Source organism: Lentimicrobiaceae bacterium (assembly GCA_020636745.1).
Lineage (GTDB): Bacteria > Bacteroidota > Bacteroidia > Bacteroidales > Lentimicrobiaceae > Lentimicrobium.
Map to the genome: position 1 here is coordinate 708318 of JACJXH010000001.1, position 17050 is coordinate 725367.

The window sequence follows — 17050 nt, forward strand, 5'->3', positions numbered from 1 at the left end:
ATATAATCAGGTTACCGGTGTTGGTAAAAACAACAATGCTTGTATTCTGAAACATTTTTTTTAATTTCTGCGTCAGGACTTTCCTGAATTCCGCTCTTCCTTATGCACTAATTACTGATTGTTAAACTTTATCCTCTCTGTTAACTCCGCTTTAAGTCCGTATCAGCTCCGGGCTTAAACCAATGTTAAACCAATTATAATTGGTTTAACATTGGTTTAACTATGGATTTGGTATATTTGTAATACGGAATTAAAACGTAGAAAGCATGGCTATATTAAATAACGGTCCATTGGGAAATCTGAGCGGAAAGCTTGGCAATGTGGTAATATACACCCTTAATGGCAAAGTGGTAATGCGGAGCCTGCCTTCAAAAAAGCGGGCTAAATCAAAAGGTAAGCAAAAAGCTTCGCAGGATTTATTTACACAGGTGATGAAACCCATGCAGTTTGCACGTGAGTTTCTTCGGATTAGTTTTGCCGGTGTTCAGGGGCGTTCGCCCTATCATAGCGCATTGTCGCTCAATGCCAGGCTTATGGCCGAATATGGCTCATTCAGCTACAGCAAGTTGCTGTTTAGTCAGGGGAAACTGGCCGGTGCCACAGAAGTGAGCCTGTGTTTGCATGGTGATCAAACAATTGATGTTACCTGGACTGGCTCCGAAGCTGGCAAGCCTGCGGCAGAGACTGATGGCGCTGTTCTGCTGGTGCTCAACCCGGGCCAAAAAGGTGCTGAATTTAATATGTCAGCTGGTAAAAGGAGGGAGGGGCATGCTGCTTTTAAACTTACGGCTGCCCAACCCGGCGATAAATTGGAAGTTTATCTGTTGTTTATGGAAGTAGATAAAAGCCTGGCCGGATTAAAATATATGATGTCTGACAGTCAGTGGCTGGGCAGTGCAGAGGTTGAATTACCTAAGACTTAAAGCCGCCACCGGCTGATGCTTCTTATGTTTTGCCGCCTTAGCCCGGGCTATTGCTCTTTTGATATCTGTTCCCGAAAAGAATTCACCGCAATTTTGTGACTTGAAATTAAAGAATATATTTGCGGAAAGAATTTTGTGTATGTCTGATTTGCTGACTTCCTATGAAGGTATACTGCTGAAAAAGCTTATGAGCGGTGATAAGTCGGCGTTTACCATTATTTTCACAAAGTACTATCAGTCACTGGTAAAGTTCTCATTCAGTTTTATGCATGATGCTGATGCGGCAGAGGAAATTGTGCAGGAGGTGTTTTACAGATTGTGGGAAAACCGCGAACATATAGCTGTCAGCAGTTCACTTAAGTCTTATTTACTTAAATCGGTTCAGAACAGAAGTCTTGATAGTTTACGTCATACTGATGTTACCGGCCGGTATGCCTCTTTTGTGCTGGCGCATCCCATTCTTTCTCATAACGATACTGAAAACTATGTGCTTTTTTCTGAATTGGAGGATAAGCTAAGCAGTGCCATGGATAAGATGCCTGTTCAGTTCTCGGAAGCATTCAGGTTGAGCCGGTTTGAAAAGTTGAGTTATGAGGAAATTTCAACCAGGCTGGGTGTGTCGGTGAGAACAATTGAAGTAAGGATATCCAGGGCTCTTGATTTATTGCGCAGGGAGCTGAAGGATTATCTGATTGCACTTTTTTGGATGTGGCTGACTTTTTTTGATTAGCGGTGACCCCATATTTTTCTTTCTGCGTGTATTGATGATAAAGTATATTTGAGAAGGATGGTGCAGTTGAAGAAAGTATGGCGAAAAATAATCCTCATTATTGCTGATGCTTTAACAGGCGTAAAATCAGGCAGATGTAATGTTTTTTTTCAAAAAAAGTAAAAAAAAGAAGTGCATTGATGTGGGTTTTGGATTTTGAAACGTCTTTAAGATAATGGAAGGAAATATGGAAAACCGGGATTTCGAAACTGCAGACCAGCTAATAGCCGGCGTTTTGGGCGGAACTGCTTCAGAAGATGAGGTGAGGCAGCTGGAATTATGGGTTCAGGAGTCGGACGAAAACCTGCACTATTACAGGCAGGTTAAGAATATCTGGGATTCATCGGTTGAATTGCCGGTTTCCACCGATAAAGCGCTTGCCCGAACACTGAAACGCATGGAGAGCCGGAAAGCTAACCTGAGTTTTATGCAACTGATGCAAAAACTTGCAGCCATTCTTTTTATCCCTTTGCTGGTGGGTTCTGTCTGGCTGCTTTCCGCTAAATACATGAAGCACGATCAGGCCATAGTTGCCTACAACGAAACAGTAGCTGCTTTTGGAACATATTCGCGTATTGATTTGCCTGATGGCTCAAAGGTATGGCTCAACTCAGGAAGCCGTTTGCGTTATCCGGCCAGGTTTAATGAAAATGAACGCCATGTTTACCTGAAGGGTGAAGCATATTTTGAAGTTCATTCCGATAAATCTTCGCCGTTTCTTGTGAATACCCCCTATTTTTCGGTAAAGGCTACAGGTACGCGTTTTAATGTGATGGCCAATGCGAAAAGCCGCACGCCTTCGGTTACACTGGTTGAAGGAAAAGTGGATGTTAACAGACTGAAAAATGGTAAGGAGGAGGTTTTGTTGTCGCAGATGAAACCCAATCAGCATCTGGTTTTTGATACATTGAGCGGGCGTGTTGTGGTTGAAAACGAAGACCCATACAAGTATTTTGCCTGGAAAGATGGTAAACTGGTATTCCGAAACGACAATATCAGCGAAGTCGCACGGCGCATAAGTCTGCAGTATAACGTCGATATAGAGATAAAGGGAAATGAAATCAGGCAGTATCGTTACAGGGCCACCTTTGAGAATGAGCCGCTTGATGAGTTGCTAAGGCTGCTTAAGTTATCATCACCCATTGATTATGCTGAAATTCAGCCAAAACTGCTGCCGGATGGTTCTTTTTCGCGAAGAAAAGTCATTATATATTCTACCACTACTCAAAAATAAAATTACTGATGCCTATGTCCATAAAAAAGGAAAACACACCTTAAAGTAACGACACTAAGGGCGCAGGTTTTGCTTCCTGTGGCAGAAATTTTTAACATGTTTTTTTTACCTTGATTTTTTTGAGGGTATTTGTGCTTTACCGCTGAATACTGTCAGGTTGAATGCTATTGTCTTATTCACACTAAAACCAAACTCCAATGAGATTATTTTACCTTACCAGCTTGCTACTGGTTCTTGTTCTGGGCCCTGTCGGGCTGCAGGCACAGTCAACGCGTATATCGCTGAAACTGGCCAATGCAACAGTGAACGAAGTGCTGAATGAAATTGAAAAGAAGAGCGATTACACCTTTTTGGTTAATCAGGAATTTGTTGATGTGAACCGAAAAGTAGATGTTGTAGCCAACAATGAAAAAGTGAGTGATATTCTGAAGCGTATTTTTGCCGGTACTGATGCGGGATTTTCACTGTCGGGACGCCAGATTGTACTTACATCGCGCAAAATACTGGATGCGGCTTCGGGGCAGAAAGAACCCGGAAAGGTTTCCGGCACAGTTAAGGACAACAACGGTAAGGTGCTGCCGTATGTTACGGTGCTGGTAAAAGGTACCGATATTGGTGCCGTAACCGACATCAATGGCGCTTATACCATCAGTAATCTGCCTGAAAATGCAACCCTGGTGTTTTCTTTTGTGGGTTTTCAGAGTCAGGAAATTCAGGTGAATAAGCAGGCTGTACTCAACGTTATCATGAGTGAAAGTATAACTGGCCTGAATGAAGTTGTAGTAATCGGATATGGCAGTGTGCAGAAAAAAGATCTTACTACAGCTGTTTCGGTGGTAAAGATTGATGACATTGACAAGAAAAACATGTCGAACCTGACGCAGGCTATCGAAGGCAAAGTTGCCGGAGTAAGGGTAACACAGGCTTCGGGCGATCCGAGCGGCAATTTTTCAATTCAGGTAAGGGGTGCAACCTCCATCACTTCGAGCAATAATCCGCTGTATGTGGTTGATGGGATGGCTACCGACGATATTCATTTTTTGAATCCTGCAGATATAGAATCCATGCAGATTTTGAAAGATGCTTCGAGTTGTGCCATTTACGGGGCCAGAGCAGCCAATGGTGTAGTATTGATTACCACCAAAAGAGGAAAATCGGGCAAACCCCTGGTTACCCTGAATACCACCTTCGGCATCAGCCATGTGAACAAAAAACTTGATTTGTTGAATACCAGGCAATTGGTGAGCCTTATCAATGACGAGCGGCTCAATGCCGGGCTTCCATCTGCTGCCAGCCTCGATACCATAACCACCGATAACGACTGGCAGGATATTATTTACGGTCAGGCAGTGTCGAGCAATATTCAACTGGCATTTTCGGGTGGAAATGATAAAACACGCTTCTATACTTCAGTCAACCGCTTTAACAATGATGGTGTTATTGACCCCTCAACCTATCAGCGGTATACTTTTAAGTTAAACCTTGACCATGAGATGTATAGCTGGCTTTCATTTGGGACCAATGTAAACATCAGCAGAAGTAAATCAAAAAATATTAAAGACAACGCCACTATCAATGAAGGAGGTACAGTTTTGGGCGCGTTAAGCACGCCTTCATTTGTTGAACAGTACACAGCAGAAGGGTATTTTGGATACAATCCTTTTGATGGGCAGGCCAACCCGCTTTCATCGATGTATGGCAGCAATTCGGCCAGCCGGTCGAGTAACCTGCTGGGAAATTTGTTTGCCAAAATTAAAATCACCCCTTATCTCTCATTTAAATCATCGGTAGGAGTTGATGCCGATTTTACCAATTACGATAACTTTACTTATGTTGAAAAGAGTGCATATGCTGTTTCAACAGGGGGTGGCGCTGATGCCAACAGCGGACAGGGAGTTACAACGCTCTTTGAAAACATTCTGGATTACAGCCAGCATTTTGGGAAACATGCAATTTCGTCGGTGTTAGGTATGACTGCCCAGAAATATGAAGGCGAAAATGCATGGCTTTCGGTCAGGGGATTTCCTAACTCATCGGTGCAAACACTCAATGCCGCTTCAACGGCCACATCGTTTGGTACCCAGAAGTATGAATCAGCTTTGTTGTCTTATCTGGGAAGGGTAAGTTATGCATTTGATGATAAATATCTGTTGTCGGTCAACTTCCGTCGCGATGGTTCATCCAAATTCGGCGCCAATCAGAAATATGGTAATTTTCCTTCTGTATCAGCCGGCTGGCGTATGTCAAGCGAGTCGTTTATGCGCAACCTTACAGCCATCACCGACATGAAATTGCGCGTGAGCTATGGTCTTACCGGAAACCAGAATGGTATAGATAATTATGCCCATATCAGTAAAGTTGGCTTGGGTGCCTTGTATCCATTCAGTGGAAGCGTTATATCGGGCTATTACCCCTTGTCGTTGGGCAACGAATCGCTCAAATGGGAATCAACCAGGCAAACCGATATAGGAATTGACCTCACCATGTTTGATTCAAGACTTACAGTGATAGTAGATGCTTATATGAAACGGACATCTGATGCGCTGCTGAATGTAAACCTGCCTTTGTCTACCGGTTTCCCTTCGGGTATTCAGAATTTTGCCAAGATTGAAAATAAAGGTCTTGAAATTGAAGTGATTACACATAACACAACCGGTGATTTCAAATGGACCACCGATGCCAATATTTCATTCAACCGCAATAAGGTTATTCAGATTGCAGGTGGCAGCAGTGCCATTATATATACGGGCGATATCGTTCGTGAACGTGGCTATGTGACTACCATACGCGAAGGCCATCCGATGAGTGAATTTTACGGATTTCAGGCTGCTGGTGTGAATCCTGAAACTGGTGACCTCGATTATATGAAAGCAGATGGCACACTGGGCAGCTACCTTGATATGGATGCTGATGCTGACAGGGTGGTAATTGGAGATCCTAATCCTGATTTTATTTATGGTATCACCAATAATTTCTCCTATAAAGGATTTAACCTTTCTGTTTTATTGCAGGGTGTTTATGGTAACGAGATTTTTAACGCCACCCGCTTAGAGCTTGAGGCAATGGAAGGCTACAAAAATGCAGCAGTTTCGGTACTCAACAGATGGCAGAATCCTGGCGATATTACTGATATGCCACGCGCTGTATTTGCCAGCTCTATCAATTCTGAGGTTTCTACCCGGTTTGTTGAGGATGGAACTTACCTCAGGGTGAAGAATGTAACTTTATCGTATGACTTTAAAAACGATGTGCTCAGGAAAATGCAGATTAATAATCTCAATGTTTTTGTTTCAGCTCAAAACCTGTTGACTTTTACGAAATATACCGGTTATGATCCGGAGGTCAGTGTTTCAACAAATCCCACCTCTTTGGGTGTAGACGCAGGAACATATCCCAATGTACGGGGATTTACCTTTGGATTAAACGTGGCTTTTTAGGTATCGGAAATGATATCAGAAGTATCTCAACAGAAACCATAAATGTTTAAAACTACTCAAATGAAAACCAGGATAAAATTGTTATCAGCAGCTGTTGCACTGCTCATTACATTCACCCAATGCAGCAAGGATTTTCTTGATTTGGAGCCTCAGTCAGAGCTGGCTATCTCCAATGCCTATAACAATGCCACCGATGCCGAAAGTGCACTGGTAGGTGTGTACAGTTGTCTGGCCGATGGTCATCAAAACTGGCTCAGGATGTGTTTGGTCGATAATTTTGATGATAATGTTTATGCAGGCGGCGATGACCCAAGCTTGTTCAGAATCAGGGCTTTTCAGCTTTCAGCCTCGAATGACGATTATATCATTGATTTGTGGGCTGCTTGTTATAATATGATCAACTGTGCCAACAATGTGCTGAAATATGTGCCTGAAATCAAAGACCCAAAATTAGATTTGAAAGTTGACGGACAAATTACCCGCCGCCAGCAGATTCTGGGAGAAGCAACCTATCTGAGGGCCATGAAATATTTTGACCTGGTGCGTATGTTTGATGGTGTTCCCATGCCTTTGACTCCAACCGAAAGCACTGACCCGGAAAGTGTTAATCTTGCCCGTACCCCGGGTGATCAGGTGTATGCACAACTCATCAGGGATCTGGAATATTGCCTTACCGTTTTACCCGACAGGTATAGCGACGAAACGCAAACCCGCGGCCGTGCTACCAAAGGTGCCGCCAGCGCCATGCTTGCCCAGATTTATGCTACCATGGTGCCTGCTGATTGGGCCAAAGTGGAGCAATATACCACCAACGTTATTTCAAATGTGGGTGTTTATTCTTTGCACCCTAGTTTCGAAGAGTTGTTCGACGGCTTTCATTACAACAATTCGGAATCAATCATCGAAATTCAGTTTCAGAGTCCCAATGTTACAGCATGGCAGTATCATTTGTTGCTGCCGACCTCTATTACCGGTGATAACTGGCGTAAATTTATGACACCCACCATCGACCTCGTTACCGGCATGCGCAGTGCCGGCGATTCAGTGAGGCTGCACTCATCCATCGTTTTTGAACAATCAGACTGGATTGATGAGTACTGGGGCAACAATGTTCCGTTTATTTTTAAATGGAAACACGATGAAGGCTGGGCCAGTGAAGATCATTGGTATATACAACGGTTGGCTGAAACTATATTGCTCAGGGCAGAAGCCAGGGCCGAACTGAACAATATACCGGGAGCGCTTGAAGATCTGAAATCTGTTCGCGATCGTGTGGGTTTGCCCGATCTTACCGACGAGCTTTCCGGTTTGTCGAAAGAAGCCGTTCATGATGCCATTCTGAGCGAAAGAAGATTTGAACTGGCATTTGAAGGCTTCCGCTGGATGGATTTGAAACGCACCGGAAAAGCGGTGTCAACACTTACCCGTTTGGGATATACCCTGGATGAGCATTTGTTGCTGCTGCCCATTCCTTTAACCGAGCGAAATGTAAATCCGAATCTGACTCAGAATCCCGGCTACTAATACCTGAAAAACTGTGAGGTTGTTATGAAAGATAAAACGGTTCTGTCCTTTACTTTGCAAAAAACGACTTGTGCGTGATTTCAGCTTGTCGTACCCTGCATGGCTTTGGTGTCCTTTACTTTTGTAGCAACCTCCCTTTTTAAACATTCATATCTGTAATTTTAATGATTGCCATGATTCTGATGAATAAACACTTGAAAACAATACTTAATTGCCTTTTGGGTTTAGCTGTCTGTACAGTTTCGTCACAGAACCTTTCTGCGCAAAACGATTACTGTGCACAAAGCAAAGCCGAAGCACTTATTCCGGTAAGGCCGGGCATTCCCGGTAAACAAGCCTTTTGGAACGGATCATCTGTTATGTTTAAATACGCACCTTCGTTTCAAAACGACCAGTCAAGCTGGATTATTCCTCATCCGGCCTTTTACCGGTATTCAGCTTTTTCATTTACTGATAAACAAACATATACATTCAACGCCGCAACACCTTACGAAGCATTGTCTCCCATATGGGGGCAACTGCCTGACGGAGAGGTGTATCTGAAGGTAGAGGCGGTGAGTGATGATGGAAAGGATACGTATATGGCCGGAAGCAGATTGTTCTATAAAACCGCTGCATTCTGCCCGCCTTATCCGCCTGCAAAGTATAGTTACAGCGAGGCCCTGAAAAAAGGTTTGTCATTTATGTATCATCAGCCTCATATCCTAAATTGGCTCAAAACCGGCACTCCTGACCACGAAAGCCATAAAATTTATTGCTATTCGGCCGTGGAGGTGGGAAGCGTAGTTAACGGCATGTTACAGTATAACAAATATTACCCCGGTAATGATTCTTCCTTGCTGATTGCAAAAAAGGCAGCTGATTACATCATTGCCAATGCAGAACCCAAAGATGCGCCTCTGGCTTATTTCCCAAGAGTTTATGAAGGGACAGATATGTTTGCAGGCAATTACAAGGGAGAGGTAATTATGCATGAGCCGGCCTCCACCGGTATGAGTTTTATCGCACTCTATGAAAGGACCGGCGAAAAGAAATATCTGGAAGCAGCGCTCCACTTGGCTGATTCATACCTTAGAAACCAGCTGCCTTCAGGCACCTGGTACATTAGAATTAACAAGGAAACCGGAAAACCAGCATCAGATGAACTTTGTGTGCCGATAAATATCATTAATTTCCTCAGTTTACTTGTTGAAAAGTACCATTATGAGGCCGGTCAGCCGGCGGTTGATGCGGCCCTTGCCTGGATATGGGATAACCCAATGAAAACCTATAACTGGACCGGCCAGTTTGAAGATGTGGCCGCACACAAGCCTTACCAGAATTTATCAAAGTATGAAGCCTCATGGTTTGCGCAGTATTTGCTCAACCATGCTGATAAGCATGATGACTATATTTCTTTAGCTCTTGAGCTCATTGCTTTTTGCGAAGATCAGTTTGTTGTGTGGGAAAAACCTGGAATTTATGATAACTGGGGCAATGCATCAGACAGATGGCATACTCCGGCTGTGCTGGAACAGTATATGTGCTATGTGCCCATTGATGCCAGCGCTGTGCAGATGATCAATACTTTTATGCTGGCCTATGACAAAACGCACTCTGCCATTTACCGTGAAAAAGCACGGGCACTTGCCAATAGCCTTGTAAATACCCAATTGGATAACGGGATGATTCCAACTTTCTGGGTGCCGGGTTTTACAGAATTCTGGAACAATTGTATGGTGAGCAGCCTCAGTATGCTTGAGACTATGAGTAATGATATGGACAATGAATAAAATGTGAACTGATATGAGGGACACATACGGGATGATAGCCGGGAAACGACCACTGGGAGGTCGTTAAAAAGTGGAGGTGGATTATTTGGTGTGTTTTTGAGGAGGGCATTTCTGTAAAAGGAGATGCCCTTTCCTTTTGCCTGTGATTCAAATTGTTTCATCCGCATTAAAAGGTGCTATACCTTTCACCGGAAAACTAATTACAGGTTTAGTCAAGAGATACTTCTTTAAAAACAGCCTGAATACCTGAAAGCATCAGTCGCTGCTCTTCGCTGCTTTTACGCTTCAGTATGTTGTATGTTAACGGAGATGTTAGCATTCGCGAAAACATATCAGCGGCGGCCAGTACCCGTATTTTATTGAATTTGCACATAACAGGATCAAAAGCTCCCATATTTTGGCGTGTAGCATAATTCAGCCCGTAACAGGGTGAACAGTATGAAAATATAAAGCAGTTGCGGCATCCGTCTGAAAGGAACAGGCCGTTGTTACTGCCGAGTAAGTCAAATACATGCCCTATGCCATCTGCATCGTATGGCTGGTTGGGGTCGCCAATAAAAGCATGGCAGGGGAAACGGTTGCCTTTGACATCGTAAGCTACAATATTGTCGCCTGCGCCGCATGCCCGGTTGTGAGGCACATTTACTGCCGGCGAAAAATTTTGCATGGGAATATTGATCAGTTCGCAGGGGAGACTCTCAGGATGTTCTACAAAGTAGTCGGCAAGCTTTTTCATTTCCCTGGCAAAAACAGGCAGGTCTCTTTCTGCTTCCCATCCAACTTCTTTGGCAAGACTTGGGTTTACGATGAACCCATCCTGAGTCAGGGCTATGAAATTGTCAAACATGCTGGCCAGTACATTGGGCGCAATAGTCATTTTTACAGGTTGAAATGGCCATGTTTCACGAAAAAAGCGGCGGTCAATCAGGTCGAACGAATTGGACCTGTTCAGGTTGTGAGAAGCCCTGCTGCCATCGATGCTCAGAATTGGCACAAAACGCTGTTTGTTGATGGTGAGCCACGTTTTGATTTCGGGAGAGATCAGTGTTCCGTTGGTGGTTACCATGCATATGATTTTCAATTCGGGGAAGGTTGCCCATGCCCATTCCGAGATTTCCTTCATTTCGTTAAAAGCAAGAAAAGGCTCTCCCCCGTGAAAAATCAGAAAATATTCATGTGTATGGGCCCTGCTGCCTTCAATGTCGGCAGTAATTACTTTTTTGGCGAGTTCGGGTATGATAACCTGCCTGTTTTTAACCGACTCATAGCAATAGGTGCATGCCAGATTGCATTGGTTGGTCACCATCACAAATATTTCCCTGGTTTTCTTTGATTCGCCTCTCATGATGATTATTTAAAATGGGATATCAGGGTTTAAATCTTTCAATATAGTGCGCGCTCCTAAAAGCATCTTTTTTCTCTGATTGGCATCTCTTTTACTGAAAAATATATGTTCGGGGCATTCAGTAAGCAGGCGCAAGTGAAAAAGGGCATTGGCATAGAAAAACAGCTTTGATAAGCGGCAGCTCATCTCGCTCTGGATTCGGTTGTTTCTGACAGAAGCTATGCTGGCCGGGCAGGTGTTGCATATGTCTCTGACACAACAACTGATACATGCCTCGTTCAGAAATTCAATGCCCGTGAGGTCAATGTCCTGGGCAGGTATTTCCCATTTGCCGTTGTTGTAAAAGCTGCTGCACCGGTGGCAGGCGTATGTTTTGCCTTCAGTACTGACTGAGTTGGAATGAATTCCTGGTTTACATTTGGGAAGATGATCGTCGCCCGTAACACAATATGTGGCCAGTGAGAGCAGATTAAAGGGATATGTCTGAGGGTGTTTCAGGTAATACTCCATCAGCAGCATCAGCTGTTGGGCCAGTGTTTCTGTATGTCTGTTTATTGTCCAGTCAGCGCCATCAGCTGTAACTGCTTTTACCTTAAACCCCAGCTCCGTTAGAAATATGATGTTATCAGCAAGAGATTCAAGTGTTTCGGGGATAATTACAGTGCTGACAACGGGGTTTGACAGCTTTTGGGTAAAGAATGGCACATCGATACTGCCAAATGAGTTGCTTCTGTATTTATTCTGATTTGCTTCAATGCCGTCAAGGCTCAATTCAACCCGAAAAATATCCTGATGCCCTACAATCCAATTTTGTATCTCATGGTGCACCAGCGTGCCGTTGGTAACAGCTTTAAAAAGAATGGGGTAGCCTGCATATTTCGTTTGAACATACGCCACCAATTGTTTGATTAATTCAAATTCAAGGAATGGCTCACCTCCCATCAGTAAAATGTGCAGGGCTCCGTTGGGCTGAAGATGCTGAACTACTGCTTTGTCAATTTCATGACAGGCAGTGGCAAATGGCATACTGCGTCCATAGCTTTTATCGCAAAAGCAATAAGAGCAGCGCAAATTGCACTTTTCGGTAATGATGAGGCAAAGTTGATAGGTGCCGGAAAGGTGAAACGTAGTGTTGTCAGTCATAGTAAGCCAGGCGAATATCAGGCATTACAGCGTTGATCTTTAATTGCAGAATGTTTAAGATTTTGTTGAAGCAGAACTGAAAGAAATTAAAAAAAGCAAGGACATTCATATTTTATCATCCCGACTTAGTGTCTTAAGCTTTTAAAAACAAGAATGTCCATGCCCGATTGTTACAGGACTTATCCGGTAATGCCATTGGCACAAGTACCACCCCAGCATCCGGTGCAGTCTTCTTTCCGTAAGTCAGCATCCTGTGAACCAGCGTCATCTCCCTGAAGTGAATCAAGCAGTTGATTCATTTTTTCCAATACTTCTTCATTGGGTTTGAAGAAATCCTTTAATTCCATATGCATAATATTAAAGGTAAGAAGTTCTGTGAGGGTTTATTCTGTTTTAAAAAAGCACCAGAACTCTATAAATGCTTTCTTAAAATTGCCTTTTTCGCTTTGAATTCTGCTTTCTGATGCCTGTTAAAATGGCTTCAGATGCTGAAATTTTTTGCGATACTAACAATCTTCTTCATTGATTCAACACATACAAAGTTAAGAATTTTATTGTGTTGCCAGTGTTTGCTGACAAAATTTAATTGCATTTAGCTCTGTTTTAAAAATGCCTTGAGAAACAGCATTTTATAAATACGAAAAGTGGGTTGTTGGGGGCAGAAACGGATTGTTTGTTGAAAATGGTTTCTTGCCGAAGGCGTGGAGTGGAAGGAGGTGTGCAGGCAAGCAGGGTTTTTACCGAATGCTATTTTCTGAAGATGATTGTGGGGGCATGTCAAACAACTAAGCTGAAAAACTGTTGTATAGCCTGAAAATGTTGATTTGTGCAGTTGACAACAAAATTATTCATGCTCATAAAAAACATCAGAAATGAACAAAGCAGAACTTATTGATGCGGTTGCCAAAGGCACCGGAATGACAAAAGCACAGGCCAAAGAGGCCATTGATTGCTATCATGAAGTAGTTGCAGGAGCTTTAAAAGGAGGCAACAGTGTAGATATTGCAGGTTTTGGATCTTTTTCTGTATCAGAAAGGGCTGCAAGAACCGGCCGCAATCCGAAAACCGGTGAAGTTCTTCAGATTAAAGCTTCCCGTGTGCCCAAGTTTCGTCCCGGAAAAGGGCTCAGAGATGCTTTATAAGTGACTTTAATCTATTGTTTTAATTAAGGCCAGGTGTTTTAACCGGGCCTTTTTTGTTTTTTGCAAAAGTTGACATTCAGTTAATAGTTTGTAAAAAAAAACAAACTGTGCCGCTGTTTCTGACTTTTCATGTCAGGCCAGCTGCACAGTTTATCATATCCGTATTGGAATCAATATTAAATTCCGGATACCGGTGAGGTTAGTTCATTTTAAGTGAAAAGTACCATTTTCCATCCACTTTTACCAGATCGGTATCACTGGTGTCTTCTGTACCGTCTTTGTAAACTATTTTTTGTTTAACAACAGCTGTATTGCCATCATCGCTTATTTTCTCTTCCAGAATCGAGATTTCTTTGATTCCACCGTTTTCTTCATACTGTTTCGAAGCCATGGCAAGCATTCCCTGCAGTTTCTGACTTTCTTCCTCGGTAAGGGGCTTGTTTTCACCTGAAACATACAAACTGGCAGCGCCCTTGAAATCTTTGGCTGCTATGTAGTCAAATGCTTTGTTTACGGTTGCTGCCGGTGAGTTGTTTGAACTGCCACCTCCACAGGAAGGTAAAATGGCTGCTACCATCATGATGAACAAGGCAATCAGTGTGTTTTTTTTCATGCGTAATTAGATTTAAGAGTGATTAAATTATTGATTCAGTATCCTGAAAAAGGATTTACTTTTAATAATAGTGCCGGGTAAAATGATGTTTTTTTCTCCCAGCAAATAACGAAATCTTGAGGGTGTGATATCATCAAAGAAGATACCTGCATTGTTGTAGGCTTTAATAATCAGTTCAGTACAATATAACGAACGCTCTGTTGTTAAATCATAGTCGTTGTCGAATACATAGTGTTTTTGATAAAAGAGATAGGCTTGCCTGGCAGCTTCAGCAGCGGCTGAATCGCCGGCAAGGGTGCGGTAAAGTCCGAAGTGGGAGGCCTTGGCCGGCGACAGGAAATCTGCCACAGGTTCGAGCCTGATAAATTCCTTTGCTTGCCCAGCCTCACCGGGTACCGAATGTATAACATAAGGTTTTTGATGAATCCGCATGATCATGCCAACATGTGAATATGTGCTTTCTTTTTCGGCCAGGCAAACAAGGTCACTTTCAATTGACAGGCCACGCCTGAATATCAAATCACCGTTCTTTAGCATTTGCTCAAAAGCTGAAATATTTGCCAAAGAGGCATTTTTATTCTTTGCATTGGGGATAGCTGATAATAAAAGAACAGACAATATCAGCAACAGGTGTTGAATGAACTGCATTTGGGCTGTGCCTGTTTTATGTGTATTAATCAGCATTTAAACAGATTTCAATAGGGGTTATGTTTATTCTGGTTTTCAGTTTTCTGAATTGGCATCGTGTTGTAAAACAGCGTAATACGTTAAATTCAAGATTTAAATAACAATATTGTTTTTTAATATCCTGATTTATTTGTCGGGTTTCTATCGCGCTATTTATTTTATCAACTGCAAAAAAAATATTTGGGCAATGAAGCCTGTATGTAATTACGCTATTCGATTTTCAAACATATGAAAATAAATATTGAATAGCAAAAGAAATATGATAAATTTTGCACTTGTGCATGGTATGTTTTTTGAGAGTTGCTGAAAATCAGAGATATGTCTTGCCTGATTGGTGTGTTTTCTTTTTCTCGCAAAATTCCGAAAGGCCGATTTTTTGAATAGTCAATGTGACGTATACCTGAATGGTATGTAGCGGACAGGTTTGCCTTTATGCAATTAAGCATTGAGGTTGTCGAATTCGGGATTTTGGCCTGGTTTTGAAGTTTCTGCCAGGTTTATGGGTTAATTAAAACAGAGGCTCTTATGTGCCTGCCTGTTTGCTGAAAATTCTTTGCTGATCGATCTATAATTCCTTCATTTTCCGCGCTGTTATTCAAAAAAAACTCCTACCTTTGCACCCTCTGGATAAAATCGGGTATTTTTAGGTATATTTTCCTGAAAATGAATTATCAGCAACATTAATAACCATACATTTTTACAATGAATATTGAATTGCAGCACACCGGTGATCTGACCGCAACCGTAAAAATTGATTTGTCGCCAGCCGACTATGAAGAAAAAGTAATGAAAGTGCTGAGAGACTATCAGCGCAAAGCACAAATGCCAGGTTTCAGACCAGGTAAAGTGCCTTTTGGTCTTACCAAAAAGATGTATGGCCAGGCTGTTACTGCAGATGAGATCAATAAGTTGCTGGGCGAATCGCTCGAAAACTTTATTAAAGAGCAGAATCTGAATATCCTTGGCAACCCGCTTGCCAATATGGAAAAAACACCTCAGGTAGATTTTACCGAGGCTGCCGATCTGACTTTTTATTTCGACCTGGGTTTAAGTCCTGAGTTTGAACTGAAAGTTGACGCAAACGCAGGTGTGGTTTATCATAAAATTGAAGTTTCTGACGAAATTGCAAAAAACTACCTCGAAGATATGCGCCGTCGTAATGGCGAGCTGGCTGAGGTTGAAGTCTCAGAAAAGGGAGACCTCGTGAAAGGCGATTTTGCTGAACTTGATGCCGATGGCAATGTTATGGCCGAAGGTATTACCAGTACTGGCTCTGTAAATCCTGAATTGTTTAAGGATGAGACTATTGCTGCTTTGTTTGTTGGTAAAAAAATTGGAGATATCATTCGCTTTAATCCTATGCAGGCTTCGGGCAACGTTACTGACGTGGCAGCCATGCTGGGTATTGACAAGGAAAGAGCTGAGGGCTTAAATGCTGAATTTAATTTTACTGTTACCAGCATTAGCCATATGGTTCCTGCTGAGGTAAATGCCGATTTCTTTGAGAAAGTTTACCCCGGTACAGAAATTAAAGATGAAGCCGAATTGCTTGAGCAGATTAAGAAAGACGCTGCACAGTCATTTGTTGGTGAGAGCGAAAAGAAATTTTTCAACGATGCCGTAAAAGTGTTGATGGAGCAATCTGATATTCAATTGCCTGATGAGTTTCTGAAAAAATGGCTGATTGATGTAAATCAGGATAAACTGACTCCTGAGCATATTGAAGAGCATTATGAAGATTATGCCAAATCAATGCGTTGGCAATTGCTTGAAAACAGAATGATTCATGAATACGGAATCTCTGTTTCAGAAGAGGAAATTAAGGATGTTTTCCGCAACTATTTCCGTCGTCCGGGCAGCAGCGAAATGGACGAAGATACCAAAATGCGCATCGACAGCATCGTTGATTCATTTATGAAAAACAAAGAGGATGTTCGCCGTATCAACGATCAGTTGTTTGAACAAAAACTGCTGAGTTTACTGAAAGAAAAAATGGAACCGAAAGAAGTGTCTGTTTCTTATGAAGAGTTTGCCAAACTGGCTGCTGAGAAATAGCATTTATCTGAATAAATAAGAAAAGGGACACATAAATATGTGTCCCTTTTCTATTGGTGTATGGCTGTTTATGGAAGTATTTCCCCTTTTTTGAGGGCATTTTTGCGTATGGTTTTATAAGCTTTCCATCCTCCCCATGCAGCTCCCATTGCAAGCAAAAGTATGATTCCTCCTTCGATGGGTGCATTACCGCCTTCGGGTTCATTTCCGGTGCTGCCATGGCCTGATGCAGGAGGCAAGGGTGGCCCCTGGGCCTGTAGTTGATGAGATATGCCTGTTATCAAAAGTAGCAGAAGCAAGAGATACCGAATTTTGGTACAGACAAACCTGAGTGGTACATTTTTAGATGACTGATTGTTTTTATTTGATTTTTCAGTTGATTTCATGATTTCTTGTTTTTTTATGA

14 protein-coding genes are annotated in these 17050 nt (G+C 42.5%); 8 read left to right on the forward strand and 6 right to left on the reverse strand.

Translation table 11 applies throughout. The features are described 5' to 3' along the window. Positions 1 to 266 precede the first annotated feature (266 nt). The 6 genes from H6541_02795 (at position 267) to H6541_02820 (ending at position 9659) form a co-directional block, all read left to right on the forward strand. Positions 267 to 923 carry a hypothetical protein gene (locus H6541_02795; protein MCB9014696.1) on the forward strand — a complete coding sequence of 219 codons (657 nt, stop codon included), beginning with the start codon at positions 267 to 269 and terminating at the stop codon, positions 921 to 923. A gap of 139 nt (positions 924 to 1062) precedes the next feature. Further along, positions 1063 to 1653, forward strand: coding sequence for an RNA polymerase sigma-70 factor (locus tag H6541_02800; protein ID MCB9014697.1), 591 nt, complete (start codon positions 1063 to 1065; stop codon positions 1651 to 1653). 214 nt (positions 1654 to 1867) lie between these two features. After that, entirely contained in the window at positions 1868 to 2926 is a 1059-nt protein-coding gene (locus H6541_02805) for a FecR domain-containing protein (GenBank protein MCB9014698.1), read from the forward strand. A 197-nt stretch (positions 2927 to 3123) separates the two neighbouring features. Further along, a complete protein-coding gene (locus H6541_02810; GenBank protein MCB9014699.1) occupies positions 3124 to 6363 on the forward strand; it encodes a TonB-dependent receptor in 3240 nt (1079 codons plus the stop codon). A 60-nt stretch (positions 6364 to 6423) separates the two neighbouring features. Then, positions 6424 to 7887 carry a RagB/SusD family nutrient uptake outer membrane protein gene (locus tag H6541_02815; GenBank protein ID MCB9014700.1) on the forward strand — a complete coding sequence of 488 codons (1464 nt, stop codon included), beginning with the start codon at positions 6424 to 6426 and terminating at the stop codon, positions 7885 to 7887. A 194-nt stretch (positions 7888 to 8081) separates the two neighbouring features. After that, the gene (locus H6541_02820; protein ID MCB9014701.1) at positions 8082 to 9659 is read left to right on the forward strand and encodes a hypothetical protein; all 1578 of its coding nucleotides are present in this window, start codon (positions 8082 to 8084) and stop codon (positions 9657 to 9659) included. A 208-nt stretch (positions 9660 to 9867) separates the two neighbouring features. On the opposite strand, the gene H6541_02825 is transcribed toward H6541_02820, so the two are convergent. From H6541_02825 to H6541_02835, 3 genes are all read right to left on the reverse strand, one after another. Then, positions 9868 to 11004 carry a 4Fe-4S cluster-binding domain-containing protein gene (locus H6541_02825; GenBank protein MCB9014702.1) on the reverse strand — a complete coding sequence of 379 codons (1137 nt, stop codon included), beginning with the start codon at positions 11002 to 11004 and terminating at the stop codon, positions 9868 to 9870. Between the two features lie 9 nt (positions 11005 to 11013). Then, on the reverse strand, positions 11014 to 12147 hold the full coding sequence (locus tag H6541_02830) for a radical SAM protein (protein ID MCB9014703.1): 1134 nt from the start codon (positions 12145 to 12147) through the stop codon (positions 11014 to 11016). 179 nt (positions 12148 to 12326) lie between these two features. Then, positions 12327 to 12494: a hypothetical protein gene (locus H6541_02835; GenBank protein ID MCB9014704.1), complete on the reverse strand. Its 168-nt coding sequence runs from the start codon at positions 12492 to 12494 to the stop codon at positions 12327 to 12329. A gap of 525 nt (positions 12495 to 13019) precedes the next feature. On the opposite strand from H6541_02835, the gene H6541_02840 reads away from it, so the two are divergent. Continuing rightward, positions 13020 to 13289, forward strand: a complete 270-nt coding sequence (locus H6541_02840; protein ID MCB9014705.1) for an HU family DNA-binding protein — start codon at positions 13020 to 13022, stop codon at positions 13287 to 13289. 199 nt (positions 13290 to 13488) lie between these two features. Here H6541_02840 and H6541_02845 read toward each other — a convergent pair whose 3' ends face one another. Together H6541_02845 and H6541_02850 are read right to left on the reverse strand one after the other, a co-directional pair. After that, complete coding sequence (locus H6541_02845) at positions 13489 to 13902, reverse strand: DUF4878 domain-containing protein (GenBank protein MCB9014706.1); 414 nt, start codon at positions 13900 to 13902, stop codon at positions 13489 to 13491. A 27-nt stretch (positions 13903 to 13929) separates the two neighbouring features. Continuing rightward, positions 13930 to 14586: a hypothetical protein gene (locus H6541_02850; GenBank protein ID MCB9014707.1), complete on the reverse strand. Its 657-nt coding sequence runs from the start codon at positions 14584 to 14586 to the stop codon at positions 13930 to 13932. Between the two features lie 705 nt (positions 14587 to 15291). Between H6541_02850 and tig the strand changes: the two genes are divergently transcribed. Continuing rightward, positions 15292 to 16644, forward strand: a complete 1353-nt coding sequence (tig, locus tag H6541_02855; protein MCB9014708.1) for a trigger factor — start codon at positions 15292 to 15294, stop codon at positions 16642 to 16644. A gap of 68 nt (positions 16645 to 16712) precedes the next feature. Here the strand turns inward: tig and H6541_02860 are convergent, their stop codons facing one another. Continuing rightward, a complete protein-coding gene (locus H6541_02860; GenBank protein ID MCB9014709.1) occupies positions 16713 to 17030 on the reverse strand; it encodes a hypothetical protein in 318 nt (105 codons plus the stop codon). Positions 17031 to 17050: the final 20 nt, after the last annotated feature.

Bases quoted from the DNA above. Each gene is read 5' to 3' on its own strand.
- H6541_02810 (MCB9014699.1), top strand. From the start codon at position 3,124: ATGAGATTATTTTACCTTACCAGCTTGCTACTGGTTCTTGTTCTGGGC.
- H6541_02800 (MCB9014697.1), top strand. From the start codon at position 1,063: ATGTCTGATTTGCTGACTTCCTATGAAGGTATACTGCTGAAAAAGCTT.
- H6541_02830 (MCB9014703.1), bottom strand. From the start codon at position 12,147: ATGACTGACAACACTACGTTTCACCTTTCCGGCACCTATCAACTTTGC.
- H6541_02835 (MCB9014704.1), bottom strand. From the start codon at position 12,494: ATGGAATTAAAGGATTTCTTCAAACCCAATGAAGAAGTATTGGAAAAA.
- tig (MCB9014708.1), top strand. From the start codon at position 15,292: ATGAATATTGAATTGCAGCACACCGGTGATCTGACCGCAACCGTAAAA.
- H6541_02840 (MCB9014705.1), top strand. From the start codon at position 13,020: ATGAACAAAGCAGAACTTATTGATGCGGTTGCCAAAGGCACCGGAATG.
- H6541_02805 (MCB9014698.1), top strand. From the start codon at position 1,868: ATGGAAGGAAATATGGAAAACCGGGATTTCGAAACTGCAGACCAGCTA.
- H6541_02815 (MCB9014700.1), top strand. From the start codon at position 6,424: ATGAAAACCAGGATAAAATTGTTATCAGCAGCTGTTGCACTGCTCATT.
- H6541_02860 (MCB9014709.1), bottom strand. From the start codon at position 17,030: ATGAAATCAACTGAAAAATCAAATAAAAACAATCAGTCATCTAAAAAT.
- H6541_02850 (MCB9014707.1), bottom strand. From the start codon at position 14,586: ATGCTGATTAATACACATAAAACAGGCACAGCCCAAATGCAGTTCATT.
- H6541_02845 (MCB9014706.1), bottom strand. From the start codon at position 13,902: ATGAAAAAAAACACACTGATTGCCTTGTTCATCATGATGGTAGCAGCC.
- H6541_02825 (MCB9014702.1), bottom strand. From the start codon at position 11,004: ATGAGAGGCGAATCAAAGAAAACCAGGGAAATATTTGTGATGGTGACC.
- H6541_02795 (MCB9014696.1), top strand. From the start codon at position 267: ATGGCTATATTAAATAACGGTCCATTGGGAAATCTGAGCGGAAAGCTT.